Annotated in this window: 13 protein-coding genes; 9 read left to right on the forward strand and 4 right to left on the reverse strand. The window is 56.9% G+C overall.

Translation table 11 applies throughout. From position 1 onward, the window contains the following. Positions 1-74 precede the first annotated feature (74 nt). From AC0V6Q_RS04500 to AC0V6Q_RS04510, 3 genes are read left to right on the forward strand one after another with little or no spacing between them, the layout of a single operon-like run. On the forward strand, positions 75-2,027 hold the full coding sequence (locus AC0V6Q_RS04500; protein ID WP_486167214.1) for a vWA domain-containing protein: 1,953 nt from the start codon (positions 75-77) through the stop codon (positions 2,025-2,027). Continuing rightward, positions 2,027-2,623: a TadE/TadG family type IV pilus assembly protein gene (locus tag AC0V6Q_RS04505; protein WP_486167215.1), complete on the forward strand. Its 597-nt coding sequence runs from the start codon at positions 2,027-2,029 to the stop codon at positions 2,621-2,623. The genes AC0V6Q_RS04500 and AC0V6Q_RS04505 overlap by 1 nt, the downstream gene beginning before the upstream one ends. Further along, positions 2,620-3,321, forward strand: coding sequence for a TadE/TadG family type IV pilus assembly protein (locus tag AC0V6Q_RS04510; protein ID WP_486167216.1), 702 nt, complete (start codon positions 2,620-2,622; stop codon positions 3,319-3,321). Before AC0V6Q_RS04505 ends, AC0V6Q_RS04510 begins: the two co-directional genes overlap by 4 nt. Positions 3,322-3,375: 54 nt before the next feature. Here AC0V6Q_RS04510 and AC0V6Q_RS04515 read toward each other — a convergent pair whose 3' ends face one another. From AC0V6Q_RS04515 to AC0V6Q_RS04530, 4 genes are all read right to left on the reverse strand, one after another. Further along, entirely contained in the window at positions 3,376-4,743 is a 1,368-nt protein-coding gene (locus AC0V6Q_RS04515; RefSeq protein WP_486167217.1) for a pyruvate dehydrogenase complex E1 component subunit beta, read from the reverse strand. Positions 4,744-4,746: 3 nt separating this feature from the next. Then, positions 4,747-5,835: a pyruvate dehydrogenase (acetyl-transferring) E1 component subunit alpha gene (pdhA, locus tag AC0V6Q_RS04520; protein WP_486167218.1), complete on the reverse strand. Its 1,089-nt coding sequence runs from the start codon at positions 5,833-5,835 to the stop codon at positions 4,747-4,749. A 177-nt stretch (positions 5,836-6,012) separates the two neighbouring features. Further along, positions 6,013-6,312 (reverse strand): FtsB family cell division protein, encoded by a 300-nt coding sequence (locus AC0V6Q_RS04525; protein WP_486167219.1) that lies wholly within the window; start codon positions 6,310-6,312, stop codon positions 6,013-6,015. A gap of 116 nt (positions 6,313-6,428) precedes the next feature. Next, positions 6,429-7,586, reverse strand: coding sequence for an acyl-CoA dehydrogenase family protein (locus AC0V6Q_RS04530; RefSeq protein ID WP_486167220.1), 1,158 nt, complete (start codon positions 7,584-7,586; stop codon positions 6,429-6,431). Between the two features lie 159 nt (positions 7,587-7,745). Here AC0V6Q_RS04530 and AC0V6Q_RS04535 point away from each other — a divergent pair, with 159 nt between their 5' ends. The 6 genes from AC0V6Q_RS04535 (at position 7,746) to ggt (ending at position 16,987) form a co-directional block, all read left to right on the forward strand. Next, positions 7,746-8,591 (forward strand): mechanosensitive ion channel family protein, encoded by an 846-nt coding sequence (locus AC0V6Q_RS04535; RefSeq protein WP_486167221.1) that lies wholly within the window; start codon positions 7,746-7,748, stop codon positions 8,589-8,591. A 63-nt stretch (positions 8,592-8,654) separates the two neighbouring features. After that, on the forward strand, positions 8,655-9,566 hold the full coding sequence (locus AC0V6Q_RS04540; RefSeq protein WP_486167222.1) for a haloalkane dehalogenase: 912 nt from the start codon (positions 8,655-8,657) through the stop codon (positions 9,564-9,566). A 74-nt stretch (positions 9,567-9,640) separates the two neighbouring features. Continuing rightward, positions 9,641-10,786, forward strand: coding sequence for an MFS transporter (locus tag AC0V6Q_RS04545; RefSeq protein WP_486167223.1), 1,146 nt, complete (start codon positions 9,641-9,643; stop codon positions 10,784-10,786). A gap of 502 nt (positions 10,787-11,288) precedes the next feature. Continuing rightward, positions 11,289-14,570 carry a VPS10 domain-containing protein gene (locus AC0V6Q_RS04550; RefSeq protein ID WP_486167224.1) on the forward strand — a complete coding sequence of 1,094 codons (3,282 nt, stop codon included), beginning with the start codon at positions 11,289-11,291 and terminating at the stop codon, positions 14,568-14,570. A 70-nt stretch (positions 14,571-14,640) separates the two neighbouring features. After that, positions 14,641-15,186 carry a PepSY domain-containing protein gene (locus AC0V6Q_RS04555; RefSeq protein ID WP_486167225.1) on the forward strand — a complete coding sequence of 182 codons (546 nt, stop codon included), beginning with the start codon at positions 14,641-14,643 and terminating at the stop codon, positions 15,184-15,186. Positions 15,187-15,196: 10 nt separating this feature from the next. After that, positions 15,197-16,987 carry a gamma-glutamyltransferase gene (gene ggt, locus AC0V6Q_RS04560; protein WP_486167226.1) on the forward strand — a complete coding sequence of 597 codons (1,791 nt, stop codon included), beginning with the start codon at positions 15,197-15,199 and terminating at the stop codon, positions 16,985-16,987. Positions 16,988-17,032 lie beyond the last annotated feature (45 nt).

The raw sequence follows: 17,032 nt of genomic DNA on the forward strand, positions 1-17,032 counted from the left end.
GGGCTATTGCGTTGTCCAATAGAGAAATCTCGTAATTTTTACGCGTGAATCGATCACGAAGGACAAGTGCAAAAATGAGCCAGCAAGATCAAAAAAGCATGTCGTTCTTTCGCCGGCTAGCGAAGGATGCGACCGCCAATACGCTCGCAATTTCTGCGGCGTCTCTTGTGCCATTGATGGCAATGGTCGGCGGCGGGATCGACGCCAGTCGTTTTTATATGGCTGAAGCGCGGCTTCAGGCGGCATGTGACGCTGGCGCTCTCGCGGCCCGCCGCGCGATGGCCAATAACGAGTTTACCGATATCGTTGAAGGCACCAACAAGACGCCGGGGCAAATCGGCGATGCTTTCTTCGAAGAGAACTTCTCGGACGGATTGTTCGGGATCGAATCTCTTGATCACACATACACCGGCACCGACGACGGCGAAGTAAACGGTGTGGCCACAGGCACAATGCCAACAAGTATCATGGCCGCATTTGGTTTCGACGAGGTCGATCTTGCAGTTGAGTGTCAGGCAGACATCAACATCGCGAACACCGATATTGTGCTTGCGCTCGATACGACAGGTTCGATGGGCGGCGTAAAGATCCAGAACCTGCGCGATGCGACCATGTCTTTTTATGATGCCGTTACACAGGCGACATCACAAAACGCGCAGGTGCGTTACGGGATTGTACCGTACTCTTCACAGGTGAATGTGGGCGGGCTTCTCAATGCGAATTGGATGAAGACGAACCACACCTACCAGTCACGCGAGACAATCCGGACCACTGGTACACCGGTTCTACAGAGCGTCGATGTTGTCCGCACGGGTAGTGCCTACGACTTTGAAGACCTGTCCGGTCAGGAATTCTACAGCGAGATCCTGGCAACCTATAACGACTGCGTTGATGTTGCCTTCACGAACCAGCCTGGAAACAACACCTATCTGTCACACGATCTTGGCGATCTGACACTGGTTTCGCAGTCAGGAACGAGCCCGCGGATTTCGGTTTACGAAGGTCCTGCCACATTCCTCAGCCTCTCGTTTGCCGGTGGTACGTGGTTTGGTTCGACAAGCTCGACCAACCGCGAATGTCGTCTGACGTTTAACAAGCAATCATATCTGGCTGATTCAACGATCACCATCGTTGAAGATGTCCCTTACACCTGGGACTGGGAATACAAGCCGGTTAGCTACAACGTCTCGGGCGTCTTCAGCTCCAATCAACTCGTTGCGCCAACCGGCGTAGATATGGCCAATGAAACGCACACGTGGAACGGCTGTATCGAAGAAGCCCAGACGGTGAATACTGCGACGTGGGACCCTGTTCCAGCGGGCGCTTATGATATCGATATCGACCTTGTACCAAGCAATGAAGCCGAACGCTGGGCGCCTATGCTCCCGACTTTGGTGAGGCCGCGTTATGCCGATGGCACCTCGAAGTATACCGAGGCGAACTACATCCTTGGCAACATGCGCACGCTTGAAGACAAAGAGCCCATCTGGACTACCTGTCCAAAGGCTGCGCGTCAGTTGAACGAGATGCCGAACCGCTCCGAGCTCGAAAACTATCTCGCGGCGGCCAACGGCTTTGTCGCAGATGGTGCGACCTATCACGACATTGGCATGGTTTGGGCAGGCCGGATGATCTCTCCGAACGGGATTTTCGCAAGCCGCAACGCAACCGCGCCTAACGGTGAATCCATCGCACGCCACGTGGTCTTCATGACCGACGGTGTGATGTTCGGAAACAACCGCGTGTATTCGCCGTACGGATATGAGTGGTGGGATCGCCGCGTCACCAGCGATGGCAATCAGAATAACAACACAGCCATTCACGCATCACGCTTCCAGGCGGCGTGCCGGGCTGTTCGCAACAAGAACATCACCGTGTGGGTCGTGGCATTCGGTACTGCGCTCACGCAGAACCTGATCGATTGCGCCACGCCTGGCCGCGCATATTTCGCCGCCAATGGTGAAGAGCTCGATACCGCTTTCCGCGACATCGGTGAGAAAATTGCAGACTTGAGGTTGACCCAGTGATGGCTAGACAATTCCTTCAGCGCCTTGGCCGTGATGAAACGGGTGCGACACTCATCGAATTTGCTATTGTCGCACCTGTCCTGATCCTCATGGTCATGGGCATCTTCGACATGGCGCACTCGCAATACACCTCTGCTCTTATGAACGGGGCGATGCAAAAAGCGGGCCGCGACCTCACCTTGCAGACGGGTAGTGTGACCCAAGGCGCGATTGACGCCAGCGTGATCGACCAGATCCGATCTGTTGTGCCTGCGTCTGCCACCATCGAGCTGGTCAAGCTGTCGCACACAGAGTTTGAGGATATCGGCGAAGAAGAAGAATACACCGACGATAATGGCGACGGCATTTGCAACAACAACGAGCCGTTCATTGACTACAACAACAACGGTCAATGGGATTCAAATCGCGGTGAAATCGGCATCGGCGGGGCGAAGGATGCTGTGCTTTACACCGTCAATGTGAGCTATGACCGGCTTTTCCCGATGGACGGCCTCGCCGGGCTTCCGGAAAAAGTGGAACTGTCCGCATCGACTGTCCTTCGCAACCAGCCATTTGCCGAACAGGTTGTCACCATTTCCCAAGGGAATTGCACATGAGCATCACCAAACCCACTGCTGCAAAACGATTCCGCAACGCGCTGCGAAAGCTTCGCGGTCTTTCGCGCGACAACTCGGCGGTTGCCCTGGTCGAATTCGCTTATGCTGCACCGCTGGTGTTGGGCATGGGAATGATGGGCACCGAAACCGCCTATTACTCAATCACGCACATGCAGATCAGCCAAATCGCGATGCAGGTCGCCGATAACGCATCGCGTGTTGGCGAAAGCCAGCTTGCAACGCAAATCGTGACCGAAGCCGATATCAACGGCACATTTGTCGGTGCGGAAAAGCTTGGCGCACGAAACGACATTTTCCAGAACGGACGGATTATCATCTCGAGCCTGCAGCAAAACAGCGAGGGTGGTCAGTGGATCGCTTGGCAACGGTGCCGCGGGGCCAAGAATGTCGCATCGGCCTACGGTGCCGAAGGTTTGGGTCAGAATGGCCAAAGCTTTGCTGGCATGGGCGATTCCAGCAACCCTATTACGGCAAGCGCAGGAACGGCTGTGATGTTCGTCGAAGTCTATTACGACTACGATCCGATCACTCCGTTCGAGTTTTTCGGCGACAATACGCTGAACTACACCGCCGCTTACAACATTCGCGATATTCGCGATTTGACCGGGCTGCGGCAGACCAACCCGGTAAGCCCCGTCGCTTCATGTTCAACCTTCTCGGCGGCACGCCCAGCCTAACAAGGGCTGACCTTTGATCAGGAAGGGCAGCTATTGCCGCCCTTCCCTTCATATTCACACGTAGCAGACCTTCTTGACCGCCTCGACAATCCGGGCTGCGTCGATCAGTGCGAGCTTCTCAAGATTGGCAGCATAGGGCAGCGGCACGTCCTCGTTGCACACCCGCGTGACGGGTGCATCAAGGTCGTCAAAGCCTTCTTCCATACAGATGGTCGTGATTTCCGACGCGATCGAGCAGGTCGGCCAGCCCTCTTCGGCGATGACCAGACGGTTCGTCTTGGCCAGGCTTTTGAGGACTGTTTCCTTATCGAGAGGGCGCAGAGTGCGAAGGTCGATGACTTCCGCATCAATGCCTTCTGCCGCAAGCGTTTCTGCCGCTTCCAGCGCAAGCCCTACACCGATGGAATAGCTCACAACCGTGACATCCTTGCCCTCGCGCATGATCCGCGCCTTGCCGATGGGCAGGACGTGATCGTCAAGGTCAGGCACGTCAAAGCTGCGGCCGTAGACAAGCTCGTTTTCGAGGAAGACGACGGGGTCTTCTGAACGGATGGCGGCTTTCATCAGGCCTTTCGCATCGGACGCATCATAAGGCGCAATCACGATGAGGCCAGGCACGCTTGCGTACCACGGGCCATAGTTCTGGCTGTGCTGAGCGCCGACCCGGCTTGCCGCGCCATTGGGGCCACGGAACACGATTGGGCAACGCATTTGCCCGCCGGACATATAATTGGTCTTAGCTGCAGAGTTGATGATGTGGTCAATCGCCTGCATCGCGAAGTTGAACGTCATGAACTCAACGATAGGACGAAGCCCGCCCATCGCAGCCCCTGTACCGATGCCGGCAAAACCGTATTCGGTAATCGGCGTATCGATCACGCGCTTGGGGCCAAACTCATCGAGCAGACCTTGCGTGACCTTGTAAGCGCCCTGATACTCGGCGACTTCCTCACCCATCACGAACACACGCGGGTCAGCGCGCATTTCCTCGGCCATACCATCGCGCAAAGCTTCACGAACGGTGGTCGGGGTGAAGCTCGTGCCTTCGGGGATAGCCGGATCGCTTGCTCTTGCAACGGCTTTCGGAGGCTCTTCGGTCAGTGCTGGTGATGGCGCCGGTGAAGGCGCAGGAGCGGCGGCTGGCGCAGGGGTTGGAGCGGGCGTCGAAGCGGCCTCTGCCCCCTCGCCTTCCATGTGAGCAATCACCGTACCGACAGCGACGTTTTCAGTGCCTTCAGCGACGAGAATTTTCGAAAGCACGCCGTCGTCGATGGCTTCAAATTCCATCGTCGCTTTATCGGTTTCGATCTCGGCTATGATATCGCCGGGCTCAATCGTATCGCCTTCGGATTTCAACCAGCGCGCGAGTGTACCTTCTTCCATCGTCGGAGAGAGCGCAGGCATTTTGAGTTCGATAGCCATGGATCAATACTCCTCCACCAGCACATCGGTGTAGAGTTCGCCGGGCGCTGGCTCGGGCGAGCTTTCAGAGAAGTCCGCGGCCTCGGTCACGACCTTGCGAATATCCTTGTCGATCGCTTTGAGAGCCGCTTCATCATGGCCCCCTTCGATCAGGCTCTTTTTCAAACGCTCGATCGGATCGTGGTTTTCGCGTTGATCCTGCACCTCGTCGCGGGTGCGGTATTTTGCAGGGTCAGACATCGAGTGGCCGCGATAGCGATAGGTATTGCACTCCATCAGCACAGGGCCTTTGCCCTCTCGAACGTGTTTGAAAGCGACTTCGGCAGCAGCGCGCACCTCGAGCACGTCCATGCCGTTCACTTCCATACCAGGAATGCGGAACGCGGTGCCCCGGCGGTGGAACCGGGTTTCAGCAGAAGATCGCGCACTTGATGTGCCCATTGCGTATTGATTGTCCTCGACCACAAAAACAATGGGAAGGTTCCAAAGCGCTGCCATGTTGAACGTCTCATAGACCTGCCCCTGGTTCGCCGCCCCATCGCCGAAGTAAGCAAGGCACAGCCCGCCGTCTTCATTGTACTGGTGCGCCAGCGCGAGGCCCCCGCCCAGAGCAACCTGCGCGCCCACAATGCCGTGGCCGCCGTAGAACTTATGCTCGGTCGAGAACATGTGCATCGACCCGCCCTTGCCTTTCGAGATACCGGCTTCGCGGCCAGTAAGCTCTGCCATGATGACCTTGGGATCAATCCCATAGGCGAGCATGTGGCCGTGGTCGCGGTATCCGGTGATCACGCTGTCGCGGTCATTGTCGAGCGCGGATTGAAGGCCAATCGCGACCGCTTCCTGACCGATGTAAAGGTGACAAAATCCGCCAATCAGGCCAAGACCGTATAGCTGGCCCGCTTTCTCTTCAAACCGGCGGATGAGAAGCATCTGCTTGTAAAACTCAAGCATCTGCTCGTCGGTTGCGGCAAAGCGTTTTGCCGCTTCAAATTCTTCCTGAAGCGAATGCAGAATGAAATCCGTGTCATCCGATGGTGCGGCAGAAGCAACCGGCTTCTTCGCGGCCTTAGCAGCTGGTTTTTTGGCCAAGTGGAGATCCCTTCTCTCTCAATTCCTTCGCTTTGGTGTTTTCACCAAAACGACCGTCTCGAGAAGGCTATAGGCACCACAAACAGGGTTACGCAACGGCAACAGGGCTGAATAGGTATTAAATTACCAATGTGGTGAATTTTGGGATTTCAGGAAACCGCAAATGCGTAAAAACGCTCAATCCTCGTCCAGCGTGACCACAATCTCATCAGGATAAATCACGCCAAGGTCTTGGCGGACAAGCTCACCCACCAAATCCGGATCGGCGCCATTGGGGTCAAGCAGGTTCACGCGGTTCTTCAGCGCATCACGTTTTTCCGTAAGAAGCGCGATCCGCGCCTCACGCTCAGCCAGAACTTCGGAATTCTCGGCCCATGCCAAAAGGCCGGTTGGCCCGGCAATCGCGCCAACCGTCAGGACGACAAGCAAAACAAGCGCGAAGCTTTGTTTCACGTGTTCTTTTGGCTGTTTACGCATTGTCCCGTTCCCCTAGTCCAATTGCACAGAATCATAGTTAACCAAGGCTTGCAAGCGAAATGCGCTTTGCCTGCAGATTTTGCGGCAAATTGGCCGAATTCGCGGGTTAATGTGCCTCAATAGGAGCGGGGGAGCCCTAACACGTGTTCGGCCAGATAGGACAGGATCAGATTGGTTGAGATCGGAGCAACGGTGTAGAGCCTCGCTTCGCGGAATTTGCGCTCAACATCGTATTCCTCGGCAAAGCCAAAGCCGCCAAAGGTTTGGACACACATATCGGCCGCGGCCCAACTTGCCTCTGATGCAAGGAGCTTGGCCATATTGGCCTCTGCCCCCGGATTGCCGCCCTCATCATAAACTTTTGCTGCGTGCTGAACCATGAGTTCGGCGGCACAGGTTTGCGCATAACAGCGGGCGATTGGAAACTGCACGCCCTGGTTTTGGCCAATGGGCCGGGCAAAGACATTGCGGTCGCTGGCATAGGTCTTGGCCTGCTCGATAAACCACTTGGCATCGCCAATGCACTCTGCCGCAATCAGGATGCGTTCTGCATTCATGCCAGAGAGGATGTAGCGAAAGCCCTTGCCCTCTTCGCCAACAAGGCTGCTTGCCGGAATACGCAGATCATCGAAGAACACCTCACACGAGGAATGGTTCATCATGGTCCGAATAGGCTTGATGCTCATCCCGTTTTTAAGCGCCTCTTGCATATCGACGAGGAAGATCGAGAGGCCCTCGGTCTTTTTCTCAACCTGATCGCGCGGCGTGGTTCTGGCCAGTAGCATCATGAGGTCGGAGTGCTCTGCGCGGCTGGTCCAAATCTTCTGGCCGGAGACAACATACTCATCGCCGTCCCGCACTGCCTTTGTTTTCAGGCTCAGAGTATCGGTGCCGCTGGTGGGCTCGGAAACGCCAAACGCCTGAAGCCGAAGATCACCCGATGCGATGCGCGGCAGATACTGCGCCTTCTGCTCGTCAGAGCCATAACGCAGCAGCGTGTTCATAATATACATTTGCGCATGGGCCGAACTGCCGTTGCAGCCGGTCGCCTGGATTTCTTCCATAATGACGCAAGCCTGATGCAGGCTCAACCCGCTGCCGCCATATTCAGCGGGAATAAGCGCAGCGAGAAAACCGGCCTTGGTGAGCGCGTCGACGAATTCACCCGGATATTCGCGCGCAGCGTCCTTGGCGCGCCAATACTCGCCCGGAAACCCCTCACAAAGTGCCCGCACGGACCGGCGGATTTCGGCCAAATCTTCGGTTTCATTCATTGTTTTGTCTCTATCCCTTTAGCAAGGCGCTCACTGCCCTTGCGGGGCCATCAAGTCCACCACCAAAACCGGATAATTCCCGATGGAAAATGGGAAAATCCGGAACAATTCAGGGGTGTAGCCCGTTGATTTGCCACAAGGAGGAAAACCTAACTATTTATGCTTCAAACAGTTTTTGACCAAATCAATGCCATGGCCACAGGGGCCATCGCTGCACTTCCCTCAATTGTTATCGCCGCCGTCATTCTGCTCATCACGTGGCTTATCGCCAGATCCGCCAGCAGGATCAGCGCACGGCTCATCGGCAAAACCGACCTTCGACCGTCACTGCGCAATCTGATCGAAACCCTCGTCCGGCTGGGCGTGTGGATCGCAGGTGCCATGATTGCCGCACTCGTCGTGTTTCCAAATTTCAGCCCGTCTGGCCTGCTTGCTGGCCTTGGGATTGGCGCAGTTGCGATCGGTTTTGCGTTTCAGGATTTCTTCGAGAATTTCCTTGCCGGCGTGATGATCATGCTGCGCGAGAAAATGCAAATCGGGGACGTCGTCAAAACCGGCGATATTCACGGCAAGGTTGAATTTATCTCTCTTCGTGAAAGCCACATCCGCGCATTTTCCGGCGAGCTTCACGTGCTTCCCAACTCCATCCTGTTCAAAGAACCGCTCGAGGTTGTCACCGACCTCGAAGAGCGCCGCTTCGAAGTCATGATCGGTGTCTCCTATGACACGGATCTGGATAAGGCGGGCAAGGTCCTCCTCAAAGCTGTCGAGAGTGTCGATCTGGTCAGCAAGGACAAGGATGTTCAGGTACTCGCCGATAATTTCGGTGCCAGTTCGGTCGACTTTCGCGTGCGGTGGTGGGCGGCTTCATCGGGGACAGATGCGGTGATGAACCGCGACCAGGTTGTGCGTTCAATCAAACGCGGTCTGGATGATGCCGGGATCGAAATCCCCTTCCCTTACATCACACATACGTTCAAAGAGAGCGTGCCTTTGGGGGAGTGACAACGCCTTAGCGGCGTGACCATGGAAGCGCTCTCTCCGTGAACAAAAAGGGAGAGAGACCCCATGCATGTCCTTAAGTACGACCCTGCCCGTTTCAGTGACATCCCTGATTACCCCTTTGCCGAGAATTGGCAGACCGTCGATCTTGGCGAGGGGTATTCGGGTCAGATGCACTATATCGACGAAGGACCAAAGGACGCGCCCGCCATATTGTTGTTCCATGGTGAACCCAGCTGGAGCTTCCTTTATCGCAAGATGATCCCTGTGCTTCTTGACGCAGGGTTCCGCTGCCTTGCGCCTGATCTTATCGGGTTTGGCAAAAGCGATAAGCCTGATGATATCGGCTTTTACACTTACGACCGCCACGTAAGCTGGCTTGGCAAGTGGCGCGATGCAGTTGTGCCTGGCGATGCGGGGCTTTTTTGTCAGGATTGGGGCGGTCTTTTGGGACTGCGGATGGTGGGCGAAGCACCGGAACGCTTCCAATATGTGGTTGCCTCCAACACTTTCCTGCCAACGGGCGGAACCCCCTCGCCAGCGTTTCTCGCATGGCGCGAGTTTGCAAAGTCCTCACCCGAATTCCAGATTGGTGAATTGCTGCAACGCGCCACCGCCACCGAACGCAGCGCCGAGGAAGTTGCTGCCTATGACGCGCCCTTCCCCGATGAAGCCAGCAAGGCAGGCGCGCGCGCCTTCCCCGCCCTTGTCCCGGTCGAAGATGGCATGGACGGGATCGAACAAAACAAAGCCGCCTGGAAAGGGCTCGCCGGTTTCGACAAACCTTTCCTCACGCTTTTCGGCGAAGATGACCCTGTCACCGGCGGCCTTGCACAGCCCCTAATCGACAATATCGCAGGGGCAAAAGATCAGCCACACGGCATGCTTTCGACTTGCGGCCATTTCTGTCAGGAAGATCGACCGGTAGAGCTTGCTCAAGGGGTGATCGACACGGCCAAGAAGGCGGGTGTAATCTGACCGAAAACGCCGCCACCGGGCCAACGCAGCAATCGCTCGGCTATCTCACCAAGGGTCAGGAATATGCACTAGCGGTGACGGTCGCGGTCGTCACGGCCAATGCCTATTACATCCATCCGATCATTGGCGAGGTTGCGGACAGTTTCGGCGTGAGCGACGCGCAGATCGGCATCGTCCCGGCTCTGAACCAGCTTGCTTTGGTGTTTGGCATCCTCTTTCTGCTGCCGCTGGGCGACCGGTATTCCAACAAAACGCTCAACCTGATGTTCGTCGGCGCGCAGAGCGTCTTTATGCTCGGCATGGCTCTGGCCGAGAGTTTTGCGCTCTTCACCTTGGCTTCGACGGCTTTGGGTTTTGTGACCATTGCGCCTTATCTGATCCCGACCTTTGCCTCAAAACGGGTTGCGCCAGAACGGCTCGGTCAGGTTATGGCGCTTCTCACGACTGGCGTGATCATTGGTATTCTGATCGCACGCGTGGGCGCAGGAATTGTCGCAGACGCTTTTGGCTGGCGAAGCGTCTATTGGTGCGCAGTTATACTTATGTTTGGCATCACTGTGTGTCTGCCATTGGCCATGCGCAGTGAAGGCCGGACGAGCAAAGGTCCCGCAAGCAGCTATGGCGCGCTGATTGCGTCGGTCTTCACTCTCGCCCGTTCCAACCGCGATATGCTGATCGGCGGCGTTATCCAGGCACTCAATTTCGGCAGCTTCATTGCCGTTTGGCTTGGCCTTGCGCTGCATCTGACGAGCGATGAAATGGGATACGGGGTGGATACAGTTGGTTATCTCGCCGGTATCGCGATTGTCAGTATCATCGCAACACCGCGGCTCGGGCGACTGGCAGACCGGATTGGCCCTCGCCGCGCGCGCTTGGTGATGGCCATTATACAGTGCATCGGGGTTGCTCTGCTTTATCCGATGGGCGGTTCGGTGTGGCTCATCATTGTGCCCCTTTTCATCATCAACGCGGTCGGCCCCACAATTGATGTGACCGGACGCATGACCTTTCTCACCGAAGAGCCGGAGATCCGCACAAGGCTCACTACCTCATACATTATGCTCATGTTCCTGGGCGGTGCTTTGGGCAGTATACTGGGCACGAGCGTTTATGACGCTGCGGGATGGGCCGGAACATCAGGCCTGTTGGCAGGCTTCTCGGTCAGCGTCCTGATCCTGTCTTTCGTTTCACACGCAAAGTTCCGAGAAGAAACCCCTTAGGTAACAGTGCCTATCTGTTTCTTAGTGCTCTTTGGTAAGGTCATGGCTAAAGAGGTGAAGAGCTCGCTACGGGACACGCCGAAAGCAGAAGTACCTAACGCTTCTTTTCTCCGGCCTACACCGAACGTTCTCAAAGCCACCCCGGCCTGTTCGAGAGAGCAGCCGAAATATGAAAAGGCGCTGCGGCATCTATTTCCGAATGGCACGATCCTGGGTCGCGCCGCTCTTTTCCGGAAATTGCCGAGCGCCTTTTTGTTTTGGCGCAATACATTCTCCATTCTGCTTGTCGTTCGTCCGGCCCTATGTGCGGTTGGTCGGATCAATCTTGCCCCGCAGAGCCAGACACGTTCGATCATTTTACAAATACGCATAAGACTTCGGCTTTCCGGTTGATGAACTCTAGACCAAGCCCTAGCCTTTTCGCGTTCGGGAGACTCGAGCGCTCTCGCGCTTTTACATCACATCACTCGTGAGGGACTGAGCCCCACGAATGGGGGGCTGAATGTCGCTACAAAAACTCTTCCTTACACTTCTGGCTGCACTTGGTTTGGCCGTTTCTGGTCTTGGTACAGTCGCCTTTGCGCAAGATGACGAGGATCAACCTGCCCTTTCCAGCGGCACGTTTGACGCGTTTAAACTGCGCGGCATTGGTCCTGCGTTTATGTCCGGGCGCATCGCCGACATCGCGATTGTTCAGGACGACCCGGCGACCTGGTATGTGGCCGTTGGCTCTGGCGGTGTCTGGAAGACGGAGAATGCGGGCACCACATGGAAGAGCCTGTTCGACGGGCAAACCTCCTATTCCATCGGTTCGCTTGGCCTTGACCCCAACGACCCGAGCCGCATTTGGGTTGGCACAGGCGAAAACCATGGTGGACGCCACCTTGCCTATGGCGACGGCATTTATCTGTCGGAAGATGGCGGACAGACCTGGGTCAAGAAAGGCCTCGAAAACTCAGAACGTATCGGCAAGATTATCGTTCACCCTGAAGATTCCAACACCGTTTGGGTAGCAGCGCAGGGCCCGATCTGGAGCGCAGGCGGACAGCGCGGCGTTTACAAGACGACCGATGGCGGGGACACGTGGGAACAAGTGCTCTCTTCAGACAATGGCCACACGGGCGCAGGCGATCTGATGATCGACCCAAGCAACCCTGACCGCCTGTATGCCACCACTTGGCAGCGTCACCGCACGGTTGCCGCCTATGTTGGCGGTGGTCCTGAAAGCGGCATCTGGCGCAGCGAAGACGGCGGTGAGACCTGGACTGAGCTCAAAACCGGCCTTCCCGAAGGAAACATGGGCAAGATCGGTATCGCAATCTCACCCATTCAGACCGATGTTGTGTACGCAGCGATCGAGCTTGACCGGCGCGAAGGCGGCATCTGGCGTTCGAACGACCGCGGGTCGAGCTGGACCAAGATGTCCGAGACCGTTTCGGGCGGTACAGGCCCGCACTATTATCAAGAGCTTTACGCAAGCCCGCACTTTTTCGACCGCATCTACCTGATGTCGAACACGTCACAGATTTCCAACGATGGCGGCAAGACATTCAGCGACCTCAACAACGAGTTGAAGCACGTGGATGACCACGCGCTCGCTTTCCGTCCCGATGATCCCGAATACGTGCTGTTTGGTTCTGATGGCGGTCTTTACGAAAGCTATGACCACACCAAAACGTGGCGCTTCATCAACAATCTGCCGGTGACCCAATTCTATAAGGTCGCTGTCGACGATGCAGAGCCGTTCTATTACGTTTACGGCGGGACACAGGATAACAACTCTCAAGGCGGTCCATCGCGCACGGACAACCGCCACGGTATCCGCAACGATGACTGGTTCATTACGCTGTTTGCCGATGGTCACCAATCTGCGACCGAGCCGGGCAATCCGAATATCATGTATGCCCAGTGGCAACAGGGTAATCTTGCCCGCATCGACCGGATCACTGGCGAGGTTGTCCATATTCAACCGCAGGCCGCTCCGGGAGAGCCGATTGCACGCTGGAACTGGGACGCGCCTATTCTGGTAAGCCAGCATGAGCCGACACGCATCTATCACGCGTCACAGCGCCTGTGGCGTTCGGACGATCGCGGCGACACCTGGCGTGCGATTTCGCCTGACCTCACCCGCGATGAAAACCGTCTGCGTTTGCCCATTCAAGGCCGCCAGCAAAGCTGGGATGCGGGCTGGGATCTGCTTGCCATGTCGCAATACAACACGATTGCGAACATCGGTGAAAGCCCGCTGGATGAGAACCTTCTTTATGTTGGAACCGACGACGGCTTGATCCAGGTCACCGAAGACGGCGGCAATACATGGCGCCGTGTCGAAGTTGGCTCAATGCCGGGCGTACCGGACACAGCCTACGTCAACGACATTCGTGCCGATCTGTTCGATGTGAACACGGTCTATGTCGCTCTCGACAATCATAAATATGGCGATTTCAAGCCTTACTTGCTCAAGAGCACGAACCGTGGCCGCACCTGGACTTCGATCAAGAGCAATATCCCCGACCGTCACCTCGTGTGGCGCATTGTTCAGGATCACAAGAACCCCAACCTGCTTTTCACCGCGACCGAATTTGCGCTGTTCTTTAGCGTTGATGGCGGGCGCAAATGGGTCAAGATGACCGGCGATGCTCCGACGATTGCTTTCCGCGATCTGACGATCCAGCGCCGCGAAGACGACCTTGTAGCGGCAAGCTTTGGCCGAGGGTTCTTCATCGTCGATGATATCTCGCCCTTGCGCGAGGTAAGCGAGGCAAGCCTCCGGTCCGAAGCAATGCTGTTCCCGGGGCGCAAGGCGTGGTGGTACATTGAACAGCACCCGCTCGCCTTCTCAGCTGGCGGTTCGCAAGGGCACGGTTACTACCGCGCGCCCAACCCCGAGTTTGGCGCAAACTTCACTTACTATCTCGCCGATGACATCCAGTCGCTTAAAGACATCCGTCAGGAACGCGAGAAGCCGATTGCCGAACGCGGCGGCGACAATCCCTTCCCCAGCTTTGACAGCCTCACCCGCGAAATTCTCGAGGAAGAGCCAGCGATCTATCTGACTGTGCGTGACAGCGCAGGGAACGTTGTTCGCCGGATCAAGGGGCCAACCAAGAAGGGCTTCCACCGCGTCAACTGGGACCTTCGTTTCCCGAGCCAGTCTGCGCTCACTCGGATGCCGGGAGAGGACGACGATGGCAGCGGCTTCCTGGTGAGCCCGGGTCAATACACCGTCTCGCTCTCCAAGCGGGTTCGCGGTGTCACCACGCAGCTTGTCGGACCGCAGACCTTCAATGTCGAACGGCTTCGTGATGGTGCATTGCCAGCGCAAGCGGATGCGAGCGACTTCTGGGCCGAGATTTCAGCCTTCGACCGCTCGGTCACGGCAGCAGCGGCAACTCTTAACGAGGCGCAACGCCGGATCGACTTGATGAAAGTCGCTGTGGCGCGTGCTGGCGGTGATGTGACGGCTCTCGACAATCGCCTGACGGCGCTTCGTGATGAGGCCAACACGCTTGATGCCATGTTGAACGGCAACCAGGCTCGCAATGCCATCGCAGAGCGTACACAGCCAACCGTTCGCAGCCGCCTTGGCCTTGTGATGATGGGCGTTGGCGCATCCACCTATGGCCCGACGCAGACGCACCGTGACCAGTTCGGCTATGCTCAGGCAGAGTTCGCCAGCATTCGCGACCGTCTGCGTACTCTCACCGAAAGCAGCATCCCTGCCTTCGAAGCAGAGCTTGCAGCGGCAGGTGCGCCATGGGTTGCCGGAAGCGCGCTTCCATAGGACAAACCGCTCACACCAAGACATAAGCGGGGGCTTGCCATAGGGCGGCCCCCGCTTCACATGAGGGATCATGAACGCAAAACGCTTGTTTCGTCAGGTTCACTACTGGCTTTCCGTCGCTGTTTTCATTCCTGCTGCGATCATGTTTGTCGCAGGCGGATTTCTGATGCTCAAAAAAGAGGTTGAGTGGATTCAACCGGGCACTGAACGTGGGAGCGTCGAGGACACCATACCGACGGTCTCCTACGAACAAATGGTCGAGGCTGCGAGCGCTCACCCCGAAGCAGGGATTCAGGAATGGACCGATATCGACCGCATCGACCTTCGCGTTGACAGAGGCATCGCAAAACTGCGCGCCAATTCCGGTTGGGAGGTGCAGGTCGACACCAGCACCGCAGAGGTCTTGAAAGTCGCCTATCGCCGCTCTGACACTATCGAGGCGATCCACGATGGATCGTGGTTTGCCGACTGGATCAAGCTCTATATCTTCCTGCCGGTTGGCATCATCCTCATCATTATGTGGGGAACCGGCGGCTATCTGTTTGTGTTGCCATATCTGGCGAAGTCCAAAAAGAAGCGCGCCAAGAAGGCCGCATCAATACCCGCTACCAATTGAGAGAAATCCTATGAGAATTCTTGCTGCTGCCGCTTCCCTTCTGGCACTTGTCACGGTGCCGATTGCGGCTGAGACGAACAAACCGGTTGAGGAGCAAATCGGCGCGGGCGGGCGTCCGGTCGGGGCCAATTGGTCGCGCAGCCCCGTCTATGCCGAGAACGGGATGGCGGCGACTGCCCATCCTCTGGCGACACAAATCGCGCTTCAAGTGCTGCGCGATGGCGGCAATGCAGTTGACGCAGCGATTGCGGCAAACGCGGCGCTGGGCCTGATGGAGCCTACGGGCAACGGGATTGGCGGCGATCTGTTTGCGATTGTCTATGATCCAAAGACCGATCAGCTTTATGGGCTCAACGGTTCGGGTGCTTCGCCGCGTGGCCAATCGCTGGACGACTTGTTGCAGAAGCTGGACGGAGCCACTGAACTCCCGCCCGTGGGCCCCCTCCCCGTCACTATACCCGGGACAGTTGATGGCTGGTTTGCCATGCATGAACGCTTTGGCAAAATGCCGATGGCCGATGTACTTGCCCCCACCGTCGAATATGCGCGCAAGGGCCATCCGGTCGCGCCCGTGATCGCCATGTATCTCGACCGTTCCTTGCGCTCCTACACGCGGCGGCTTGAGACTACACAGTTCGAGTTTGACAACGCCCGCGCGACCTATTTCGCCAATGGTGCGCCAGAAGCTGGCGACATTTTCAAGAACCCGGATCTTGCAAACACGCTTGAAACAATCGGGCGCGAAGGCCGCGATGCCTTTTACGAAGGCGAATTGGCAAAGGTGATGGTCGATTACCTTCAGCGACAAGGCTCTGCCTTTACGCTTGCAGACTTCGCCGCCCACAAAAGCGAGTGGGTTGATGTCGGCTGCGCGGAATACCGTGACGGGTTCGAACTGTGCGAGCTTCCGCCAAACAGCCAGGGTTTCGCAGCGCTCCAGATGGTCAACATCCTTCGCAATGTGGACCTGCGCCAATGGGAGCGCGGTAGCCCGGAAGTCATCCACTACATCACCGAGGCAAAGCGCCTAGCCTATGCCGATGTCGCGCGTTTCTATGCCGACCCCAATTTTTCGGCGCTTCCCGAAGAATTACTGACCAAGGAATACGGGGCACAGCGGTTCGCTCTGATCGACCCGAATAGGGCGGCACCGGAATATGACGCGGGCGAAATTGCGGTTGAGCCGAAGCTCGAAGGCGAAGGTGACACCACCTACCTCACCGTCACGGACAAAGACGGCATGATGGTGAGCCTTATCCAGTCAAACTATCGCGGTATGGGCGGAGGGCTCGTGCCCGATGGTTTGGGTTTTATGCTGCAAGATCGCGGCGAACTCTTCAGCCTAGATCCGGAGCATCCCAATGCCTACGAACCGGGCAAACGACCATTCCACACCATCATCCCCGCATTCGTCAAAAAAGACGGCAAACCGTTTATGACACTTGGCCTGATGGGCGGCGGGATGCAGCCTCAGGGCCATGTGCAAGTGCTGATCAACATGGTCGATTTCGGCATGAACATTCAGGAAGCGGGCGATGCTGCGCGCATCAACCACGATGGCGGGCGTCAGCCAACGGAAGGCATGACCGGCCCTTCTGCTGATCCGCTGGGCACTCTGAATGTCGAGCCGGGCATCCCGGATGAGACAGTCGAAGCCCTGCGCGCCATGGGCCACAACGTCCGCGTTGTCTCCAACGGCATTATGTTCGGCGGATACCAGGCGATCATGCGCGATCCCGAAACCGGCGTTTACGCAGGCGGCACAGAGATGCGCAAAGACGGACAAGCGAGCGGGTATTGAGTTAAGAGCTGCCCGCCCAACTCGAACCCAAGGGGTTCGCAAGGC

Source organism: Erythrobacter sp. S227 (genome assembly GCF_057364925.1).